Raw genomic sequence first — 20,570 nt, 5'->3', positions numbered from 1 at the left:
CATGGACTATGGCATGACGCCTGAAATGTCATTTCATACCCCCATAGTCATCATGCTGGGGCATGCCAAAAAAACATTCGCCAAGGCTCAATGAGCAAGAATCGTACAAGGATGAACATCATCCTGCAGGGCAGGACATTCGAGGATTTCACTCGGAAGGCGTCTTCCGTGAGCGATGCCCCTCTGCCCATAGCTCGGCGATCTTGACGACGACCTGCATCAAGGCTGTAGGCAATTCCTTGCGTGCCGGCAGGCCGGTGGCCAGCATTTCGACCAGCTCGGGCATTTCATGCACGCTCAGACCCAGCGCCCTGGCCCGCTGCTGGATGCGCTGCCCCAGCCTCTCACCCTGGGTATGCATGAAATCCATCGCTTGCTCTGCTGTGGCCCGGGGGGCATCGACAGGAGTGTCATCAGAAGGCGCGGGCGAGTCATGATCACGCACTGAATCGATGGGACGCACGTGCACCCTGGGCGCCATCCCGGCCAGACCTTGCGCGAGCACATGCTGCATCTCGCGCAAGGTGGCTTCATGATCGCCAGCGTTGCTGGAAGGTTGCGTCAGTCGCTCGATCTCGACCACCAATGCCACAGGCGCAGCGAGCTGATACCAGGTCAGGTTCAGTGCGAGCGTTGCCCGCGCGGCAGTATCACCGCTCTCACTGCTCTTGCTCTCCTCACCACCCTCACTTTCCGCACTACCGGACGCTGGCGCCTGCCCTTCGCCCTGTTCTGCATTGTCCTTCGCGGCAAGGTTTTCCTGCTCGGAAGTCACCTGTGGCTTGCGATCGCTGCTCTCCTCGTCATCGCTGCCGCCTGCCACCAATGTCAGCAACATCTTCCACTGTTGAGCCTCGCCGTGATCACTGCGGCGGCTGTCGGGTGTGGCGTCATGCGCAGACATGGGCGTCACGGCCAATGGCGCTGTACGTCGCTCCTCCTCATCCCGCGAGCGATGCCGATAAGGCGGCCCCGGGAAATAGAGACTGAAGAAGACATGCAGGCCGGGCATCAACAAGCCCTGCCAATTGAAGGGCTGACCCAGAATCAACAACAGCTGTTGCTGCACCAGCCCGCTGGCGAGCGCATCCGAACGAGACACTTCAGAGGCGGCAGGTTGAGCGACGCCCAATTGCATGTTGGCGCGATAGGCACCCAGCGCACTGGCTTCATGGGCGCTGACGCCCTGTCGGGCCACGTCCACACTACCTGGCGGCAACAGCATGTCACTGCGCGGCCGTGCCATGCCTGCGCGCGCCTCACGGCGCAGCTCTTCTCGCATGTCTCGCATGCGCCAGACAAAGGCGTCCTCGCGCGTCTCTTCCCAGGGGGTGAAGCGCGCCTCCGCAAGCACCGGCCATTGCCGCCAGGCCAACAGAGCCTCCAACCTGGCATTGGCAAGCTGAGGGTGCCCGGCGAGGTCAGCCAAACCCAGGCGATTGTCGACCCAGGCGAGCAGGTCCGCCTCGTAGAAGAGCCCGCTCTGGTGCATCTGCTGGCTCAAGGCCGCCGACAGGCTCAGAAGCGATGCGTTGGGCAGCGCAATGGGGGCCAGAAAGCCGGGCAAGGGATGGCCGCTGGCAAGTAGAGAAGCTAGCGTCTGCCCTTCCGGCAGCGCCAACCCGACCCGCGCAGAGGCTGAGCCGCTGGCTACCAGCTGCGACAGGGCGTCGAGCAAACGCGATATCATCTGAGTCTGCGTCGTCAGTTCGACGGAAGCACCAGACGATGCAAGAGAAGAGGAAGATGACGCGGGGACGCCGATTGGAGAAGTGGAAGCTTGCGAGGCTGACAGCAATGCTGCGCTGGCATTCGATGACGAAGACGCAGGCCTTGCGCCTGCTCCTGTGCCTGTCTGGAAAAGCTGTTGGGTGCCATCCTGACCCCTGCTGCCCTTGCCATCTTCCGCCCCCAGCCCTTGACGCGACTGGAGAGCGGAGGTCGGGAAGACGACACCGGCGTCCGCCGGCGGCGGGCGTTGTGCCGCCCTGCCCAACACCTGATGGAGCAGACTATCGATCAAGGGATTGATGCCGCTCATGTCGTGCAGTCCTCATTGCCCAAGTGGGACGTCTGGGAGCCATGCGCGCAGCCTCGGCGACCCGGCCCTGATCGCAGCTTCCTCGGGCTTTTCTGTGCTGGCTTCAGCTGCCCTGGCCATAGCTGCGGGCCAGCTTGCGGCGCGTACTCACGTCCCCGAGCACTTCCTGCAACTGGCTCTGACGCGCCTTGAGCTGGACGGTCAGCTCTGACTCCAGCGTAGTCAGCGTGCGCAGGCGTTGTTCCAGCGCCCTGCGCGTCTCGGCGTTGCCACCTCGCGGCATGCGCAGCTGCTGCATCTTCTCGATATAGCTGGCCTGCCCGCCGAGTACCGCGGGCCAGTCACCCAGGCGCGCTGAGCGCAGCATGGCATTCATCTGCTCCAACAGCTCATCGCATTGCTGGAAGGTGTCATCGGCGAGCATTGCATTGCTGTCCATGGTCAGCCCATTCCCTTGTCGTGTACGGCAATCTGACGCCAGGCGTCTCCCAGCTCGTTGAGCAGGCGACGTGCCTCGTCGAGCTTTTCTAGGTCGTTGCCCAGATTGGCCTGCATGATCAGGCGCGCGATGTAGTCATACATGCGATCGAGATTGGTCGCGACCTCGTTGCCCTGCTCATGATCCAGGCAGGCACGCAGGCCTTCGGTGACGATGCTGGTCGCCTTGGCCAGCGACTGCCCCTTGGCGGCCACGTCGCCGGCCTCCATCTGCAGACGCGCCGCCGCCAGCGCGCGGTCTGCTCCTTCGAACAACATCACGATCAACTGGTGCGGGCTGGCGGAAAGCACACCGGATTCCACGCCGACACGGGCATAGGCATTGGCGCCACGATAGCGACTCATGGTGATTGGGTTCCCTTGTTCATGACGTTTGTCAGTATCTCTGTCAGATGTGGAGCCGTCGGCGGCACGTGGCCTCGACTGCGGGCATGGCCGGACTCATCGAATCTCGCAGGCGCATGGCGGATGGTCCGGGCCTGGGCCCAGTGGCCAAAGACCAATGTCTCAGGGCATCAGCCGCCGATCAGCCCGTCATGTCCCAGCTGTTTTCCAGCGTTTCCAGCTGACTGGTCAGGTAATCACTGGTGGATGTCAGGTTGGCCACCAGAATGTCGAGTTCCGTGAACTGCTCACGATAGCGCTCGATGGTGGCCTCGATGGTGTCTTCGGTCTGCTCATACTGGCTGGCGAGACTCTCCAGCGACCCTTCGATGCCTTCCTTAGTGCTTTCCAGCGTGCCATCTTCCCCGACCACCTCTTCCAGCAGACTGGACATCTGGCTGGCGAAACCACTGGTACCCGCCTTATCATCGGAGATGAAGAATCCCGACATCGCCGCCAGCTGCTCACTGTCGGCGGCCTCGATCACGGCGCTGTCGAATTCGAGCTTGCCATCGTTGGTACGGCTCACTCCCAGCGAGGAGAGCGCATAGAAATCGCCCTCACTGGTGAAATTCAGCGCCGAGGTCAGGCGGCTCTCGATGGTGCGCAGCGTCGAGTCCCCCAGCAATTCCCCCGCGGTCCCTTCATCGGCATTGAAGGCGGTGTAATTGTCGATGGTGTCCTGAAGATCGTTGTAGGCATTGACGAAGGTCTCCATCGCCTTGCTCACCGACTCGGCGTTCTCCTTGACGGTGACCACGCTCGCAGTCGTATTGGTCTCGCTCAGCGTCAGGGTCAAACCATCCACGGCATCATCGATGACATTGGAGGTGGCTTGCATGCTGATGCCGTTGACGCTGAATTCGGCATTGCGCGCCGCGACGACTTGCTCCATCCCGCTGGCGGCCGGGTCACTGCTTGTCGCGTCATAGCTCGCCGGGTCATGGCTGAGCAGGCTCTCGAGCTCTGCCACCTCGCCGCTGGTCGCGAGGCTCATCACCGCCTCGTTGCCCGTCTCATCCGAGGTCATCACCAGGCGATACGGCGTGTCGGAGCCATCATTGACGATCGAGGCCGTGACCCCGAGGCCCGCCTCATTGATGGCATCACGAATGCCTTCCAGGGTGTTGTTGCTCTCGTCGATGACGATGCTGGCGCTGCGCTCGGCATCCGCCGCATAGCTGCCGTCAGTGGCCAGCGTGCCCAATGACAGCGTCAGCGTGGTCGCGGTGCCATCACCGATGGCCTCATCGCGGCTCGCCTGCCCCGCCGTCGCCAGACTCTGCGCCTGTGCCAGCTGGGTGACAGCCACCGAATAACTGCCCGCACTCACTTCCGAGGTTGCCGTGGCACTGACGCCCGAGCCACTGGCGGTGGTCGTCATGCCGGCATAGGTCTCGGCATCGGCCAGCGCCGCGGCAGCGGTATCCAGGGATTCCAGGCGACTTTGAATCGTGCCCCAGGCCGACAACTCGGCTTCGTAACTTGCCTGCTGGTTCTCGATCGGCGTGAGCTTCTGACGCTCTGCCGTCTCCAGATCCGTCAGCAGACTGTTGAGGTCGAGCCCAGAGCCAATCCCCAGCGATGAAATCGTCGCCATATGCACCTCTCGATAGGGTGAAGGTATTTTCACATGCCCGCTGAGCCGCCATCAGGCGAAAAAGCACGCATACCGGGCGTATTTGTCTGTCTGAGTGTTGGGGCTATCGGCACGGGCCTGGTGAACTTGAGGGCTTTCTTGTTCAGATGTTCTCTTGTGTGAGCGCCGTCTTTTCATGGTCACCCGCTTCTTTCGATTCCCCTCTTTTTGGATCGCCTTCTCTTTTAAGCTCACCTTCCGAGCGCACCCCGCACTAGACCTCAGACTACAGAAAGGTAGTCACCCTACAGCGCCTACGACGTATCGCTTACCGCACCGCAAACGTTTGCGGTTCATAATTGGCGCCATTGTGAACCAGCGGATTCAGATACTGGATCGACTCATTCCTGCTTTACCCAAGGACTGCGACGTGAAACGACACGGCATCTTGAACGGACCTCTCAGTGGCCACCTCGCCCGTCTCGGCCATACCCACACCGTGGTGATCGCCGACGCAGGCCTGCCGATTCCCGAGGGCGTGCCCTGTGTCGACCTCGCGGTGGTTCCCGGCCTGCCCGCCATGCTGCCGGTACTGGACGCCCTGCTGGCCGAGCTGTGCATCGAGGCCACGACCCTGGCCGAGGAGCTGCCGGTCAAGAGCCCCTCCTTCCATGACGCCATCGTCGAACGTCTGGATACACTGGATCGTCTGTCACTCACGCCGATCGCTCGCCAGCAACTCAGTCATGAAGCCTTCAAGGCGGCGCTACCCGAGGCGAGCGTCATCGTGCGCACGGGCGAGTGCACGCCGTACGCCAACGTGATCCTGCACTGTGGGGTGCCCTTCTGATGCAGAGCCATGCACAACCGAGAGTGCTGATGGCGCTCAAGGGCATCGACAAGGGCTTCTCAGGGGTCAGCGTGCTCAAGGGTGTCGATCTGACCCTACGCGCGGGGCGCGTGCATGCGCTGGCCGGTGAGAATGGCGCGGGTAAGTCGACGCTGATGAAGATTCTCTCCGGCGTCTATCGCTATGACGCCGGCACGCTGTGGCTGCGTGACGAGGAAGTGGTCTTCACCACTCCACGTCAGGCGATGGACAGCCGCATCGCCATCATCCACCAGGAACTCAATCTGGTGCCGGGCCTGTCCGCCGGCGAGAACATCTTCCTCGGCCGTGAGCCACGCACCACGCTAGGCACCGTCGACTGGAAGCGTCTGCATCGCGATGCCCGCCAGCTGCTCGACCGCCTGCGTCAATCGCTGGATTCCCGCACCGCCGTCAGCGAGCTGAGCATCGGTCAGCAGCAGATGGTCGAGATCGCGCGTGCGCTGTCGCTGGACGCCGAGATCATCATCATGGACGAGCCCACCGATGCGCTGACCGACATCGAGACCGAGATTCTCGCCGAGGTCGTGGCCGAACTGCGCGCCGAGGGCCGCTCGCTGGTCCTGATCACCCACCGCCTGAACGAGATCTTCAGCATGTGCGATGAAGTCGCCGTGCTGCGCGATGGCCAGATGATCCACCAGGGCCCGACGGCGGAACTGGATGAGGATGGCCTGATTCGCCTGATGGTCGGCCGCGAGCTGGCCGAGCGCTACCCTTATACGCCCGCCACCCCTGATGGCGAAGCGATGCTCGAGGTCGAGGATCTCGAGGCGCCGGGTGTCAAGGGCATCAGCTTCTCGGCCCGTCGTGGGGAAGTGCTCGGCTTTGGCGGCCTGATGGGCGCCGGGCGTACCGAACTGGCCCGCGCCCTGTGTGGCGATACCCGTATCAGCGCCGGCAGCGTGAAGCTGCATGGCCAGCCGGTGCGCTTCGCCTCGCCGGCCGAGGCATTGGCCGCGGGTCTGGTGTATGTGCCGGAAGACCGCAAGCAGGCGGGCCTGATTCTCCCTCACTCGGTGGCCAGCAACATGTCGTTGAGCGCCCTGCCCAGCTTCTGTGGCGCGTTCGGGCGTATTCGCCATGGCGAGGAAGCCGCCGCCGTCGAAAGCTTCGTCAAGAGCATGCAGATCAAGGTCAGCAATACCGACCAGCCGGTCGATACACTGTCCGGCGGCAACCAGCAGAAGGTGTCGCTGGCCAAGGCATTGATGCCGGCGCCGGAGCTGGTGATTCTCGATGAACCGACCCGTGGCGTGGATGTCGGCGCCAAGCGCGAGATCTACCTGCTGATCAACGAGCTCAAGCGCCAGGGCAAGTGCGTACTGCTGATCTCCTCGGAGATGCCCGAACTGCTCGGCCTGGCCGATCGCATTCTGGTGGTCGCCGACGGGCGCATCTCCGGCGAGTTCAGCCGAGAGAACGCGACCCAGGAAGCGATCATGACCGCGGCCTCCGGCCTCGAGAGCCCCCTCAGCAGTGGCAACGACGCCGCGAACGGCACGTCAACGTCCAGCGCTGCATCACGCGGCGCCACCCGCCCGTCTTCTACCCCCGATTCCTCCGCTTCCCGCCACGAGATGCCGAACTGATGTCTACTCCTTCTTCCTCTGCCGCCAGCGGCCGCCGCCTCGACGTCATGCGCCTGCTGGTCGACAACAAGGCGCTGATCGCGCTGGCCCTGTTGATCGCCGTGAGTGCCGGCCTGTCCGACAACTTCCTGTCTTCCGACAACCTGCTCAACGTGCTCCGCCAGACCAGCATCAATGCCATCATCGCCATGGGCGTGACCTTCGTCATTCTCACCGCGGGCATCGATCTGTCCGTTGGCGCGGTACTGGCGCTGACCGGCGCCTTCGCGGCCTCGATGACCGCCGCCGGCCTCTCCCCCTGGCTGAGCGTGCCGGGCACCATCATCGCCGGTGCCGGCCTGGGCGCCATTTCCGGCCTGTTCGTCGCCTTCGGTCGCATCCAGGCCTTCATCGTCACGCTGGTGGCGATGACGGTGCTGCGCGGTGCCACGCTCGTCTACACCGATGGCCGTCCGGTCTCCATCGGCGTCAGCGAAGCCGCGGACAGCTTCTGGAATCTGGGCGGCGGTTACTGGCTCGGCGTGCCGATTCCGATCTACATGATGTTCTTCGTCTACGTGCTGTGCTGGGGCGTGCTGCATCACACCCGCTTCGGACGCCACGTCTATGCGGTCGGGGGTGGTGAGAAGGTCGCGCGCCTGTCCGGCATCAACGTCAATCGCATCAAGATCAGCGTCTATGCCATCGCGGGTGCCTTCGCGGCACTGGCCGGTGCCATACTCGCCGCTCGCCTGGGTTCGGCACAGCCGAATGCCGGCACCGGTTACGAGCTGGACGCCATCGCGGCAGTCGTCATCGGCGGCACCAGCCTGATGGGTGGCCGCGGGCGCATCTTCGGCACCTTAATCGGGGCACTGGTGATCGGCGTGCTGAACAATGCGCTGAACATCATGGGCGTCTCCAGCTACTACCAGATGATCGCCAAGGGCGCTGTCATACTGCTTGCGGTACTGATCGACAGCCGTGCGCAGAAATAGAAGCGCAAGTTCGTAAGACACGACACGATTTCATTCCCTGCAGCATCGAAGACCCTCGCCCCCGTGCGCCAACCACGGGGGCCCTCCAGCGGGTCGCCGACAACAATGAAAGGACCATCGCCATGAAGAAGAACGGAAAACTGCTCACCTCCACGCTGACCACTGCCATCACTGCCGCAGGCCTGAGCTTGATGCCGGTGCAATCCGCCATGGCCGACAAGATCGCGCTGGTGGTCTCGACGCTGAACAACCCGTTCTTCGTCAGCCTCCAGCAGGGCGCCAAGGACAAGGCCGAGGAACTGGGCCACGAGCTGATCGTGCTGGATTCCGGTGATGACGCCGCGCGTGAGCTGTCCAACGTCGAGGATGCTCTGTCCCGCGGTGTCGATCTGCTGCTGATCAACCCGACCGACTCCGATGCCGTGGTCTCCAGCGTGCGCACCGCCAATGGCCGTGATGTGCCGGTGGTGACACTGGATCGCAGCGCCAACGGCGGTCGGGTCGCGGCGCACGTCGCCTCCGACAACGTCGCCGGTGGTGAACTGGCGGGCAATTTCATCGCCGAAAAGCTCGCAGGCAAGGGTGAGATCGTGCAGCTGGAAGGTGTCGCCGGCGCCTCGGCCACGCGCGATCGCGGTGAAGGCTTCATGAAGGCCATCGACGGCCAGTCAGGCCTAAGCCTGGTGGCCACTCAGCCGGCCAACTTCAACCGCACCCAGGGGCTGAACGTGATGGAGAACCTGCTGCAGGCGCACCCGGGCGTGAATGCCGTCTTTGCCCAGAACGATGAGATGGCGCTCGGCGCACAGCGTGCCCTGCAGGCCGCCGGCAAGGACATTCTGCTGGTCGGCTTCGATGGTACCGACGAAGGCATCAAGGCCGTGCAGGCCGGCAAGATGGACGCCACCGTCGCCCAGCAACCGGCACTGATCGGTAGCCTCGGTGTCGATACCGCCGACAAGCTGCTCAAGGATGAAGACGTCGAGAAGACCATTTCCGTGCCACTCAAGCTGATCACCGAATAAGCGACCGCACGGCTCGCACCCTCTTCATCGCAAGATAGGACGCCGGCCACTGGCCGGCGTTTTTCCGTCTTTCCTTCAATGGCGTGTATTGCTTGCCTCGCAGGGCCAGTGACGCCCGCTCGACTTTCACCACCAGGGACAGAGATGTGATTCGACTCAAGGATGTGGCGGCACACGCCGGAGTTTCCGTGACCACGGTGTCGCATGTCGTGAATGCCACCCGCCCGGTGGCCAGTGCGACCGAGGCCCGAGTACGCGAATCAATCGCCGCACTCGGCTATCGACCGGACAGCGTCGCCCGCGCGCTGAAATCCAACCGTAGCCACACCCTCGGGATGATCGTCACCAATGCGCACAACCCCTTCTTCGCCGAGGTGATCCGCGGCGTCGAGGACCGCTGCTACCAGGCAGGCTACAGCTTGATTCTGTGCAACAGCGACGATATCGACGCCAAGCAGCTCAGCTATCTCGAGACACTGCGGGACCGACGCATCGATGGACTGGTGGTGATGACCGCCGAGAACGGTGCCGGCTTTCTCGAGGCGCTCAGCGCCCTGCCACTGCCCACGGTGATGATGGACGCCGAGCCCCAGCCTGGCTGGGACATGACGGTGGTCAATGATGATTCACGCCTGGGGGGCAGGCTCGCCATCGAACACCTGCTGACGCAGGGGATCGAACGCATCGCCCTGCTGACCGGGCCTCGCGATCATGCCCGTTCCCGCGAGCGACTGAGCGGAGCACTGGACGCTCTGCACGCCGCCGGCCTGGGGCTTGCCGAGGACTGGCAGATCGAGACCCAGCTGATGCTGGCCGACGGTCATCGCGCAGCCCATCTGCTGCTGGCCGATCCGGCCGACAGGCCCGATGCCATCTTTGCCTTCAATGATCTGCTGGCACTGGGCTGTCTGCGCGCCGCTCGGGACCTGGGCCTTGAGGTACCCACGCAGCTCTCGATCATCGGCTACGACGATATCGAGATCAGTGCCTACCTCTCACCCGCCCTGACCACCATCCGCCAGCCGATCTATGCGCTGGGCACCACGGCCGTCGATCAGCTGATCGCGCGCCTGGAGGGCACCCCCTTCCCGGGCCAGACCCAACTGGCCCCGAGGTTGGTGGAACGCGACAGTGTCGCGCGGCCAGACCAGCGCCTTCAGGGCCAGGCTTGAGCGCAGCCGTGTTTGAGCACAGCCACGCTTGAGCACAGTAAGTATTGAGCGCCTCCAGGATAGATCACAGATCTATACCGGTAGAGCATCAAACATATCAAACACCAACATTTCTCTTATAGGTGAACACTGCCTACCCTGCCCCTCGTGAATCACCGCTGCCACGGCTGGCAGCACGCACATGAGGACACCCAGGTGACAGGCACTCCCCCTTCCAGCACTTCCCGATCGGACACAGTCCGATCAGTTACTGTCCAGTCAGATACTGGCCGATCAGATACTGTCCAGTCAGGCACAGCCTCACCGACATCGACATCGGACGCCGACAGCACGCCCGCCATTGGGCGTGGTCTGCTGTTGCTGATGGCGATCGCGGTCGCTGCAACTGCCGCCAATCTGTACTACAACCAGCCGCTGCTGGCAGAGATGGCCCGCTCACTGGGCGTGAGCCAGGGCATGATCGGCCTGATTCCCTCCGCGACCCAATTCGGCTACGCCGCCGCCATCCTGCTGATCTCGCCGCTGGGCGACACCATGGACAGGCGCCAACTTATCCGCAATCTGTCCATCACCCTGGCACTGGCCTCACTGGGCATCTTCCTGGCCCCCAGCTTCTGGCCGCTGTTGCTGGCAAGCTTCGTGGCCGGGCTGGGCGCCAACATCACCCAGCAACTGATTCCGCTGACCGCCTCGCTGTCCACCCCCGAGGCGCGCGGCAAGAACATCGCCACCCTGATGACGGGGTTGACCATCGGCATACTGCTGTCACGCACCCTGAGCGGCAGCATCGGCGAATACTGGGGCTGGCGCAGCGTCTTCCTGGTCGCGGCCATCCTCGCCGTCATCATCGGTGCGCTGCTGCATCGTCACCTGCCCAGTCGCGCGCCTGCCGTGCAGATGGCCTACCCCAGACTGATCCTCTCGATGGGCACGCTGTTCAAGCAACATGCCCTGCTGCGAGAGTCAGCACTGACCGGCGCACTGTGGTTCGCGGCCTTCAATGCCATGTGGGCGACGCTGGCCATTCACGTCACCGATGCGCCGTTTGACTACAGCGTCCAGCAGGCGGGGCTGTTCGGTATCATCGGGCTGGCCGGCATCTTCGGGGCCAAGGCGGCGGGCCGTCTGGTCAATCGTGTCGGCGCAGGGCGCCTGATCAGCTTCGCCCTGGTGATGGTGCTGGCGTCCTTCGCGGTGCTCGGCCTCTGGGGAAACAGCCTGGCCGGACTGATCATCGGCATCATCCTGCTGGACCTGGGCGTCTTCGCGGCCCAGATTCCCAACCAGGTGCGCGTGTTCTCGATCGACCCCAAGGCACAGAGCCGCATGAACGCCGTCTACATGCTGTGCTACTACCTCGGTGCGGCAGCCGGTTCCGCCATCGGCGTCAAGATGATGAGCGTCTACGGCTGGCAGGGCATGTCGCTGTTCGGGCTGGTACTGGCAGCGGTGGCACTGGTGCATCATGGTGTAAAGCAGCGTCGCTCGGCCTCTTCATCACAGTGAGATCAGGACAGTGAGACCAGGACAGTGAAACGAGAGCGCAAGCGAAGCGTTGGGTGGGCAAGCGAGGCGCGAAAGAGAGACAACGCGAAAGTGATGAAAGCGAAGCGATGAACGGCTGAGAGCCTGAGATGGCGCCTGGTCAACACGTCGAGTCATGGGCATTCACACCCCATGCCACGGCAGCTGGCCAGGCGCCTGAAATGGTGGCGCAATTCAGGTAAACTCTGCGCGCCATTTCGGTGCGTCGCCGAGGTGGTACGCGATTCACGACCCGTTATCGGGGCAAGAACCCGTCAAACCCTCGAGATCCACATGAAGCTCATCGTCAAACTTATCCTCGGCATCATTGCCGGCCTGCTGATCGGCCTGATGGCCCCGGATGCCCTCGTACGTGCCGCGCTGACCGCCAAGGTCATCATCGGCCAGCTGATCAACTTCACCATCCCGTTGATCATCCTGTTCTACGTCATGAGCGGCATCGCGTCGCTGCCGAAGAATTCCGGCGCCATGCTGGGTCGCACCGTCGGCATGGCCTACGGGTCGACGATTCTGGCCGGCATCTTCGCCTTCCTGGTGGCCAGCAACCTGCTGCCCGGCATGCTGTCCGGCATGGCGCCGGTCACTGAAGGCCGCGATGCCCTGACTCCCTTTCTCGATCTCGAAATCCCCGCGGCACTGCCGGTGATGACGGCATTGGTGCTGGCCTTCGTCTTCGGTGTGGTCATCAGCCGCCGCGAACTGCCGACCCTGAAAAGCGCCGTCTTCGAATCGCGTGAAGTGGTCGAGGTGTTCCTCAATCGCGTCATCATCCCGCTGCTGCCACTGTTCATCGCCGGCACCTTTGCCGAGATGGCCTACGAGGGCAAGGCGCTGTCGACACTGGATACCTTCTGGAAGGTGCTGGTGCTGGCGATCGTGATGCACTGGATCTGGCTCAGCACGGCCTACATGATCACCGGTCTGATCCAGCGTCGTTCTCCGTTGGGCCTGTTGCGCAACATGCTGCCGGCCTACTTGACGGCGCTGGGCACCATGTCGTCGGCGGCGACAATCCCGGTCAGCCTGCGTCAGACCAAGGCCAACGGCGTCAGCGATGAAGTGGCCAACTTCAGCGTGCCGCTGTGCGCCACCATCCACCTTTCCGGTTCAACCATCACCATCGTCACCTGTGCTACTGCCGTGATGATGATGAGCCCAAATCTGGCGCTGGCAAGCCTCGGCGAAGTGATTCCGTTCTTGATCATGCTGGGCCTGACCATGATCGCTGCGCCCGGGGCGCCGGGTGGTGCGGTGATGGCGGCACTTGGCGTGCTGGGCAGCATGCTCGGCTTTGGAGAGGCGGAACTCGGCCTGATGATCGCGCTATATCTGGCCCAGGACAGCTTCGGCACCGCCACCAACGTCACCGGCGATGGCGTGATCGCGCTGTGGGTCGATCACTTCGCACGCCGCGATGGTGTGGTGGCTACGCCGGGGCCAGCTGCCGCGACCGGCGAAGCACCGGTGGCACGCTCACAGCCGTGAGCTTCCATATGTGCTGAGCCGTGAGCTGCCGTTGTGCTCAGCCGTGCGCTGAATTGGACTGAGCCACCTGCGCGGATAGTCGTCAAAAGCCCCGTCTTCTCTCGGAGACGGGGCTTTTTTCATGCCCGCATGCAACCTTACGATCGTCTCCACGGTCTTCCTCACGGTCGTGCTCGCGATCATCCTCTCAGCCACCCCGCAGGATGGCGTGCCTAGCAGCGAGGTGAGACATGACGCCGCGCCGTGCCTGACACCCACAGACCAAACAGCTACCATTGGCGCGCGCGAGCTGTCATTGCTGCCGTACGCCATCACCCTGTTACCGTTGTCGGAGTGCCAGATGTTCCTGCTTTCCCCTGCACTGTCCTGTCGTTTGATATCGCTACCGATATCTCGCCCGCGTCTGGCACGCATGTTCGCCACCCTGTCGCTCACCACTGCCAGCCTGACCCTTGCCCAGCACGCCAGCGCGCTGGAGATCGGCATGCCTGCCGATGGCGGCGTCAGCGTCAGTCCCGCCGTGATGCTCGAGGCCGAGGGCACCCTCGACGACCAACTGAGCAGCCCGCTGATGCTCAAGCAGTTCTCAAGCTACGAAGCCGTGGAGCAAGGGCTGAGCGATGGCAGCCTCGACGCCGCCTACCTGACACCGCAGATGCTCAAGGCACTGGCCGACAGCGGCATGTCACTGCGAGTGCTGGACGGCGCGGATCTCGACGATGTCAGCCTGGTCGCGCGCGATGAACTGATCCGCTACACCGAATTGTTCGAGCCGCAGGAGCTACTGATCCGCTTCCTCAATGACACCACGCGTGCCGTGCGAGTGGTGATGCGCCATGACGATGCACGCTCGCATCTGGCGCTGAAGCAGTGGGTCGAGGTCAAGGTCGGCTCCAGCATGCAGCTGGTCAGCCCGCGCTCGCTGGAAGAGCTGGAAGGCGATGAATATGTCGGGGATGCGCCTCAGGCACTGATCAACAGCCGCAAGATGCACGCCGCCTTCCTCAACGGCGATGACGCGACGCGTCTGGTGGCGCTGCATCCGCTGTCCAAGGACTGGCTGCCGCGCGCCAACATGCTCGACTTGCCGCGCATGCTGCTGGTCAGTCGTGCCGATATCGAGGATGCGAGCCTTGAGGCCGAGCTCGAGTTGCTGGCCGTTGAGCACGCTCGTATGCAACAGAGCCTGCACGGCGAGGAGCCGATGAAGCTCGCCTTCACGCTCAAGCAGGCCTGGCCGGCGGATGCCGGTGAGGCGCCGAGTCTCCCCAAGGTGGTGCATGCGCTGAACGGGCGCGCTATCCCGAGCGCCGACATGCGCACCGCCCTCAAGGACTGGCTGGGCGAGCAGCAGTCAGCGGTCAGCTGGCCTGCTATTCAGAAGTAGCTACAGCAGTAGACCCAGGTGAAGACCCGGCTGTAGGCCCAACAGTCATGCCCGCCACAGGGCAAATGACAGACACAAAAAAACCCGCCGATTGGCGGGTTTTTTCGATCAAGGGCAACGATCAGGCGTCGAGGGCTTCAGCGATCTGGGACTGAGCCTTCGGGCCGATGCCCTTGACTTCAGAGATCACGCCATCAGCGTGAGCCTTGCGAACCTTGGCAACATCGTCGTAGCCAGCGTCAGTCAGGGCACGGATAGCGGCAGCGTTGAGGCCGAGGTCTTCCAGAGAGGTCGCATCGGCTTCTTCGGTCGCTTCCTCGACGGCTGCGCCCATCGGCATCATGCGAGACTGGGCGATGGCCTGTTCGCGTGCCAGACGTGCTTTGTACTGCACCAGCTTCTGGTTGAACTCGTGTTCGACCTGCTTGCGGTGCTTGTCAGAGGCTGCGGCTTTCTCGCTCAGGCGTTCGTTGCGAGCGCGCAGGTCTTCGACTTCCTTCTTTGCCTTGTCACGGGCATTGCGGAGCTTGTCGGCTTCTTTGCTGGCTTCACGCAGCTGACGCTCCAGCTCCTTGATGCGGGCGTTCTGGTCCTGCTTGGTGTCCTGCTCCTGAAACAGGGATGCAAGCTGGTCGTCAAGATTAGCGTCGGTCATACTGCTATGTTGCCTCGAATAATTGATAAAGAGCTAAAGTCTGGGCGCACATTCTACCGCAGTTCTTCAGTTTGTGCTGCATTTGAGCGCAACCCGAGCGGGATGAATGTGAATCGGGGGGCCTGCATGGGGCAATATTACCCCAACTGTGTGACATCGCCAGCCACGGATGAACCAGTCATGGACGATCCAGTCATGGACGATCCAGTCGTGGACGATCCAGTCGTGGAGGATACCGAGCGCGGGATGAGACGGCACTGAACGCACACGACAATCGCATGTCGGCGCCGTGGCGCAGGTCACGGAAAAGACAGCCCGCTTTCATGGGCTGTCTTTTTACTCGGCGACCCAGCACTTGCGCAGGCCTGTCAGCACAGATCTCAGAGCCTGCACCGGACTCAGTGCTTGCGCCAGTCCTCGAGCTTGTCGCTCAGCTGCTGACGACGTGCTTCGGGCGATGCCAGCGTCTCGGATTGATGGCCTTCCCCGAAGCGATTCTCGAGATAGTCCATCAGATTGATCAGCTCATCATCGGTCAGGCTGTCATCGAAGGCCGGCATGAAGACACTGTGACCATTGTTCTCACGCTGCACGCCATTGAGGATCGCCTGGGCCAGATTGTCCGGATAGACACTGCCGGTCACGCTGTTGTGGAACAGCGATGGGTAGTAGCCATCCTGGGTGCCGGCACCATCCGCGCCGTGACACATGGCGCAGTGGCCCAGATACAGACGCACGCCCGGCGTGGCATCGGTCAGCTGGCCGATCAGATCTTCATCGTCGGGACGCTTGTCCAGCGGCTGACCGCGCAGCAACAGCACATCATCGGCCGGTGCCCCCTGATTGAAGCGCGTGGCGACCTGCGGCTCGCTTTCGGCCTCGCGATCACCATCATTGACCGCCTCGCCCTGCTCGCCCTTGCCATCCACCGCCGGAATCGACTTCAGATAGACCGCGATGGCGCGCAGGTCGTCTTCACTCATGTAACGCATGGAGTGCTCGACCACATCCGCCATCGGGCCGCCAGCCTGCGCCTTGCCCTTGAGGTTGCCGGTCGCCAGATAGGTCTGGATATCCTGCTCGCTCCAGCTGCCCAGACCATCCTGCATGTCCGGCGTGAGGTTGAAGGCGCGCCAGCCTTCGATCATCGCCCCGCCCAGATAGCCTTCTTCATCACCGGTCAGCGCCGTTTCCTGGAAGGCGAAGCCACGCTCGGTGTGACAGCTGCCACAGTGGCCCGGCCCCTGGACGAGATAGGCGCCACGGTTCCAGTCGGCACTCTTGTCCTCGTGGTCCTGCCACGGCTCCAGCGGCGAGAAGATCTCTTCCCACAGCGCCATCGGCCAACGCATGTTGAGCGGGAACGGAATCTCGCTTTCGCGGTTGGGCGTGCTGCTCGGCGTCACCTCATGCATGTTCCAGGCATAGAGCGCCTTGATGTCCTCATCCGTCAGACGAGCGTAGGACGGGAACGGCATCGCCGGATAGAGGTTGTGACCATCGGCAGCCTCGCCCTCGCGCAGCACACGGGTGTACTCCTCGAGGGTGTAGTTGCCGATGCCGTGCTCGGTGTCCGGGGTGATGTTGGTGGCGTATATCTCGCCCACCGGGGTCTCGAAGCCGAGGCCACCGGCATATTCATCGCCGTCCTCGGTGCTGTGACAGGCCGCGCAATCACTGGCGCGCGCCATGTACAGGCCCTTCTCGATCAGCGCGGGGTCATCGGTGGCGGCCTTGTCGGCTTGTACCTGTCTGGCGTGCTCATCCTCGCCGCTGCCGCAGGCGCTGAGCAACATGGCACTGGTGCCCGCAATGGCGGCCAGGCGGACGGCACGGGTCAGGCGTGCGGGGCGAAGGGTCGGGCGGGCACCGCGACCTTTCTCATCAATGGCATCACGGGTGCCAGCAGTACGGACGTGCGGGACCATGCTTATATTTCCTGTTCGAGCAGATCGGCAATACGCAGAGACAACGCCGCGATGGTCAGGGTGCAATTGACCGACCCGACGGTGGGCATGCTGCCGGAGCTGGCGACAAACAGGTTGTCATGGCCATGCACTCGGCAATCGCGATCCACCACGGAGTCTTTGGGGTTGTCTCCCATCAGGGTCGTACCGCAGATATGCTGGTTGTTGGAGAACTCATCACGGAACGCGATGTCGGTGCCTCCCATCAGCTGAGCGATACGCGCATATTGTTCACGGGTATGCGCGGCGCTGCGCTTGACGTAATCATCGATAGCATAACGGAATTCCGGGCGCGGCAGGCCGAGAGCGTCACGTTTTTTTGACGGCGTGATGCGATTGGCGGCCTCTGGCAACAGCTCGTGGAAGCTGTCGAACTGCACATAGCGGCTGGCCCGATTATCGATTTGCGCCTGCAGATCCGCGCCGAGCCTGAGCGGTGTTTCCGACAGCACCTCCGTGGTCATCTGCTGCGTGCGGGCAATGTTGGACAGATGCAGCTTCTTGGATGCGAAGCCCTTGCGGAAGTCGCCGTCACGCCAGGTGATGATCGAGGTCATCTCCTGAGGGCCACGCCCCGCCCACAGCGGCTCATCGGCCAGAAAGCTCACCCCGGTACCGGGGTGATCCATGAGATGCCGGCCGACCATGTCGTTCTGGTTACCCACCCCATCGGGGGTATGGGCGTTGACCGACATCTGCATCAGCTTGGGGGTCTCGATGCCATTGGCCGCCAGCACCACCCGCGCCGCACTCAGGCGATGCTGCTTGCCGTCGGGGTCCAGATAGCGCACCTCGCGAATCTTGCCGCTGGCGTCGCTTTCCAGATGATGCACGATGGCATTGTCGATCAATCTGGCACCGGCACGTTCGGCCTTCTCGACATGGATGATGCCGGAATACATCGCACCGATCGGGCAGATGGGCATGCAGTTGTTGTTGCCGCAGCAGGTCGGGCGCTCATCATAGGGGCGGCTGTTGCGCGCCACCGGCTCGGTGACCATGTCAAATCCATGGGGATTGATACGCTCGCTGACCCGCCGCTCGTTCCACGACAGCGGCAGCGGTGCCATCGGATACTCGGCGCTGCGCGGGCTGCCCAGATCGACATCATTCGGCCCCCAGACACCCAGCGCGACCTCGGCACGGAAGTAATAGTCTTCCAGTTCGTCATAGCCGATCGGCCAGTCGCGCCCGACGCCATACTCGCTCTTGAGCACGAAATCGCTGGGCAGAAAACGCCAGGCAGACGCCGCCCAGTGCCAGGTAGTGCCGCCGACGGCACGAATGTACTGGGCGTCGTAGGGTTGCTCCCCCTTCTGTACCAGATAGTCGGCATTCTCGCCGTAGAGCATCGGATGGGGCGCTGCGTTGCTGGCAGGATAAGGCCCCATGAAGTCCATCTTGTTGGCCTGGTTGCGGAAGCGCTCGACGATCTGCCAGCGCTGCATGCGCGGGCCTGCTTCCAGCATGATGACCGACTTGCCGGCCTCGGCCAGGCGATGTGCGATCAGGGCGCCGGCGACACCAGACCCGACCACGATCACATCGGCATCATACGAACGGGATTCCTCGGCCATGCAGGATTCTCCTCGGGAAATTGGAAACAGCAACAGGAGCGGTCAGGACGCCCCTGGAAGGTCTGGCACGCGGGCGATATCAGAAGCGGAGGTCTCAGCACGAACCCGAGGCCCTACCATCCGTCACGCGCAGATCTGAAGAAGGCGTGACCAGTCAGGCCTTGGGTGCCTCAGCCCAGAACCCCGGACGGTTGGGGCAATAGGTACGCACCACCTGCACATCGCGCGGCCCGGCATACATGCCAGCGCGCTCGAAGGCGATGACCTCGGCGTCAGGGTCACTGATCGACTTGCCGACCGTGCCGAGCATCCAGGCCTGCAGCAGACGGCGCACCAGCGCCATCTCACCGTCGCTCAGGTCTTCCTTTGTCACGTACTCTCGCGACTCGCCCAGGGCCAGCAGGCGGGTCTTGAGGGCTGGCAAGCTGCCGACGCCGGGTACACCCTCGGCCGGAATTCTCGCCAGCGCCTCGAAGTAGCGCTGGCCCAGCCACTCATCCAGGGTCTTGTCGCTGAGCAGCCAGCGCGACAGGACCATGAACGTCGCGAAGGCACTGTCATCCTGCGTCTGTTGATCGTCAGCGACCGTCTCGGCCAGGGCCTGAAGGGACAGGCCGCCGAACACGGCCATGCCTGCTCCACCGAGTCCCAGCTTCAATAGCTGGCGACGTGAAGGATCAGTAGCACTCTGGGATGTCGACATGCGGCCCTCCCGGACAATGAATGGTTCACCCGACGCCAGTGCACAAGGCAGTATTGACGCCTGTGTGCTGCACTCGAATAGCGCTCTAACAGCACACAAGCAGACCTCGAGCGGTTTCGAACAGCTCTTGCGTAGCCCTTGCACAGGGTTTGATGAGCAGCATGGTAACAAGCGCCATCACGTTATAGACAAACGTATAATGAACAAGGAGTTCCTGTTTAAGCAACTCCAGAGGCGTGCTTTGCGCAACCCAGCCCGCTAGCGGGCAAACGCTTGCTGCTGGCCTACCGACAAGGGTCGGTCGAAACCGCGAGAGTTACCAGCGGATGCCAGCGAATGCCGATGCCTGACGGGGGAGTCACCCTCGCCTGCCTCCCGCCCACCGGCAGTTCCCTGGCCGTGCTCAGCGCAGTAGGATGTGGGGCAAGAGCAATAGATGTGGTCAGACTGATTCGCTCTCAAGCCGCACGCGCCACCCATCACTCGACTTCAGGGAAGACTCGCCATGCTTCGTCACTTGCGTACTCCGCTCGCTCTGCTCATGTGTACCGCCGTTCTTGCCGGGTGTGAAAGCGCCTCGCGCATGGCCGACAGCATTTCGCTGCCGGACTTCGGCTCTTCACAGCCCGAACAGGGCGAGCAGCGCGTCCAGCGTACCGTCGCCTTCCCGGAGGCGGAGTACGCCAGGCTCGACAAGACCGGCACCTCGGTGATCAAGGGCCGCATGTCCTATGAGTGGCAGGGCCAGACGATCTACGCCAACCGGGCGGGCATCTCGATCGCCCCGGTCACCACCTACTCCGCGGAAGCCGCGGAACTGGCACTGGCAGGCAAGACGGCGTCTCGCGCCGACCCGCGCGCCCAGGCCTACACCCACAGCGTGCGCACTGACAGCAATGGCTACTTCAATGCCACTGGCCTGCCATCCGGCACCTTCTATGTCGCCGGTGTCGTCCAGTTGCCGGACGGCACACGCAGCCCGTTGATCCTCAGTCAGGTTCAGGTCGGCCGTGGCCAGACCCGCAGCATCGAGCTGAGCCGATGACAGGCGCATGTCTCTCTTGCTCTCCATGCTGCCCTTGCATCGCCGGATG

General features: G+C 62.9%; 17 protein-coding genes. 9 read left to right on the top strand and 8 right to left on the bottom strand.

What is annotated here, in order from left to right; genetic code table 11:
* Window positions 1-148 precede the first annotated feature (148 nt).
* The 4 genes from MKZ40_RS08265 to fliD all read right to left on the bottom strand — a co-directional run bounded on the left by MKZ40_RS08265 (window position 149) and on the right by fliD (window position 4,523).
* On the bottom strand, window positions 149-1,690 hold the full coding sequence (locus tag MKZ40_RS08265; RefSeq protein ID WP_153635841.1) for a hypothetical protein: 1,542 nt from the start codon (window positions 1,688-1,690) through the stop codon (window positions 149-151).
* Between the two features lie 454 nt (window positions 1,691-2,144).
* Entirely contained in the window at window positions 2,145-2,480 is a 336-nt protein-coding gene (locus MKZ40_RS08260) for a flagellar protein FliT (protein ID WP_153635842.1), read from the bottom strand.
* Between the two features lie 2 nt (window positions 2,481-2,482).
* Window positions 2,483-2,884 (bottom strand): flagellar export chaperone FliS, encoded by a 402-nt coding sequence (fliS, locus tag MKZ40_RS08255; RefSeq protein ID WP_153635843.1) that lies wholly within the window; start codon window positions 2,882-2,884, stop codon window positions 2,483-2,485.
* A gap of 181 nt (window positions 2,885-3,065) precedes the next feature.
* Window positions 3,066-4,523, bottom strand: a complete 1,458-nt coding sequence (fliD, locus tag MKZ40_RS08250) for a flagellar filament capping protein FliD (protein ID WP_153635844.1) — start codon at window positions 4,521-4,523, stop codon at window positions 3,066-3,068.
* A gap of 175 nt (window positions 4,524-4,698) precedes the next feature.
* On the opposite strand from fliD, the gene rbsD reads away from it, so the two are divergent.
* The 8 genes from rbsD to MKZ40_RS08210 all read left to right on the top strand — a co-directional run bounded on the left by rbsD (window position 4,699) and on the right by MKZ40_RS08210 (window position 14,574).
* A complete protein-coding gene (gene rbsD / locus MKZ40_RS17205) occupies window positions 4,699-5,352 on the top strand; it encodes a D-ribose pyranase (RefSeq protein ID WP_217485810.1) in 654 nt (217 codons plus the stop codon).
* Window positions 5,352-6,983 (top strand): sugar ABC transporter ATP-binding protein, encoded by a 1,632-nt coding sequence (locus MKZ40_RS08240; protein WP_153635846.1) that lies wholly within the window; start codon window positions 5,352-5,354, stop codon window positions 6,981-6,983. The genes rbsD and MKZ40_RS08240 overlap by 1 nt, the downstream gene beginning before the upstream one ends.
* Window positions 6,983-7,960: a ribose ABC transporter permease gene (rbsC, locus tag MKZ40_RS08235; protein WP_107334720.1), complete on the top strand. Its 978-nt coding sequence runs from the start codon at window positions 6,983-6,985 to the stop codon at window positions 7,958-7,960. Before MKZ40_RS08240 ends, rbsC begins: the two co-directional genes overlap by 1 nt.
* Before the next feature lie 122 nt (window positions 7,961-8,082).
* Complete coding sequence (rbsB, locus tag MKZ40_RS08230; RefSeq protein WP_175088817.1) at window positions 8,083-8,985, top strand: ribose ABC transporter substrate-binding protein RbsB; 903 nt, start codon at window positions 8,083-8,085, stop codon at window positions 8,983-8,985.
* 146 nt (window positions 8,986-9,131) lie between these two features.
* Window positions 9,132-10,157: a LacI family DNA-binding transcriptional regulator gene (locus MKZ40_RS08225; RefSeq protein ID WP_175088818.1), complete on the top strand. Its 1,026-nt coding sequence runs from the start codon at window positions 9,132-9,134 to the stop codon at window positions 10,155-10,157.
* 363 nt (window positions 10,158-10,520) lie between these two features.
* Window positions 10,521-11,663, top strand: coding sequence for an MFS transporter (locus MKZ40_RS08220; protein ID WP_175088819.1), 1,143 nt, complete (start codon window positions 10,521-10,523; stop codon window positions 11,661-11,663).
* A gap of 312 nt (window positions 11,664-11,975) precedes the next feature.
* Window positions 11,976-13,187, top strand: a complete 1,212-nt coding sequence (locus tag MKZ40_RS08215) for a dicarboxylate/amino acid:cation symporter (protein ID WP_175088820.1) — start codon at window positions 11,976-11,978, stop codon at window positions 13,185-13,187.
* A gap of 340 nt (window positions 13,188-13,527) precedes the next feature.
* Window positions 13,528-14,574, top strand: coding sequence for a hypothetical protein (locus tag MKZ40_RS08210; protein ID WP_217485811.1), 1,047 nt, complete (start codon window positions 13,528-13,530; stop codon window positions 14,572-14,574).
* A 121-nt stretch (window positions 14,575-14,695) separates the two neighbouring features.
* Here MKZ40_RS08210 and MKZ40_RS08205 read toward each other — a convergent pair whose 3' ends face one another.
* The 4 genes from MKZ40_RS08205 to MKZ40_RS08190 all read right to left on the bottom strand — a co-directional run bounded on the left by MKZ40_RS08205 (window position 14,696) and on the right by MKZ40_RS08190 (window position 19,476).
* Window positions 14,696-15,229, bottom strand: a complete 534-nt coding sequence (locus MKZ40_RS08205) for a hypothetical protein (protein WP_175088822.1) — start codon at window positions 15,227-15,229, stop codon at window positions 14,696-14,698.
* A gap of 398 nt (window positions 15,230-15,627) precedes the next feature.
* On the bottom strand, window positions 15,628-17,157 hold the full coding sequence (locus tag MKZ40_RS08200; protein WP_175088823.1) for a cytochrome c: 1,530 nt from the start codon (window positions 17,155-17,157) through the stop codon (window positions 15,628-15,630).
* Between the two features lie 2 nt (window positions 17,158-17,159).
* Window positions 17,160-18,773: a GMC family oxidoreductase gene (locus MKZ40_RS08195; RefSeq protein ID WP_175088824.1), complete on the bottom strand. Its 1,614-nt coding sequence runs from the start codon at window positions 18,771-18,773 to the stop codon at window positions 17,160-17,162.
* Window positions 18,774-18,927: 154 nt separating this feature from the next.
* Entirely contained in the window at window positions 18,928-19,476 is a 549-nt protein-coding gene (locus MKZ40_RS08190; RefSeq protein ID WP_175088825.1) for a sugar dehydrogenase complex small subunit, read from the bottom strand.
* Window positions 19,477-20,059: 583 nt separating this feature from the next.
* Between MKZ40_RS08190 and MKZ40_RS08185 the strand changes: the two genes are divergently transcribed.
* Window positions 20,060-20,521, top strand: coding sequence for a carboxypeptidase regulatory-like domain-containing protein (locus MKZ40_RS08185; RefSeq protein WP_175088826.1), 462 nt, complete (start codon window positions 20,060-20,062; stop codon window positions 20,519-20,521).
* Window positions 20,522-20,570: the final 49 nt, after the last annotated feature.

It is taken from the genome of Cobetia sp. BMC6 (assembly GCF_029991385.1).
GTDB lineage: Bacteria > Pseudomonadota > Gammaproteobacteria > Pseudomonadales > Halomonadaceae > Cobetia.
This window is presented reverse-complemented; position numbering and strand designations above follow the sequence as displayed.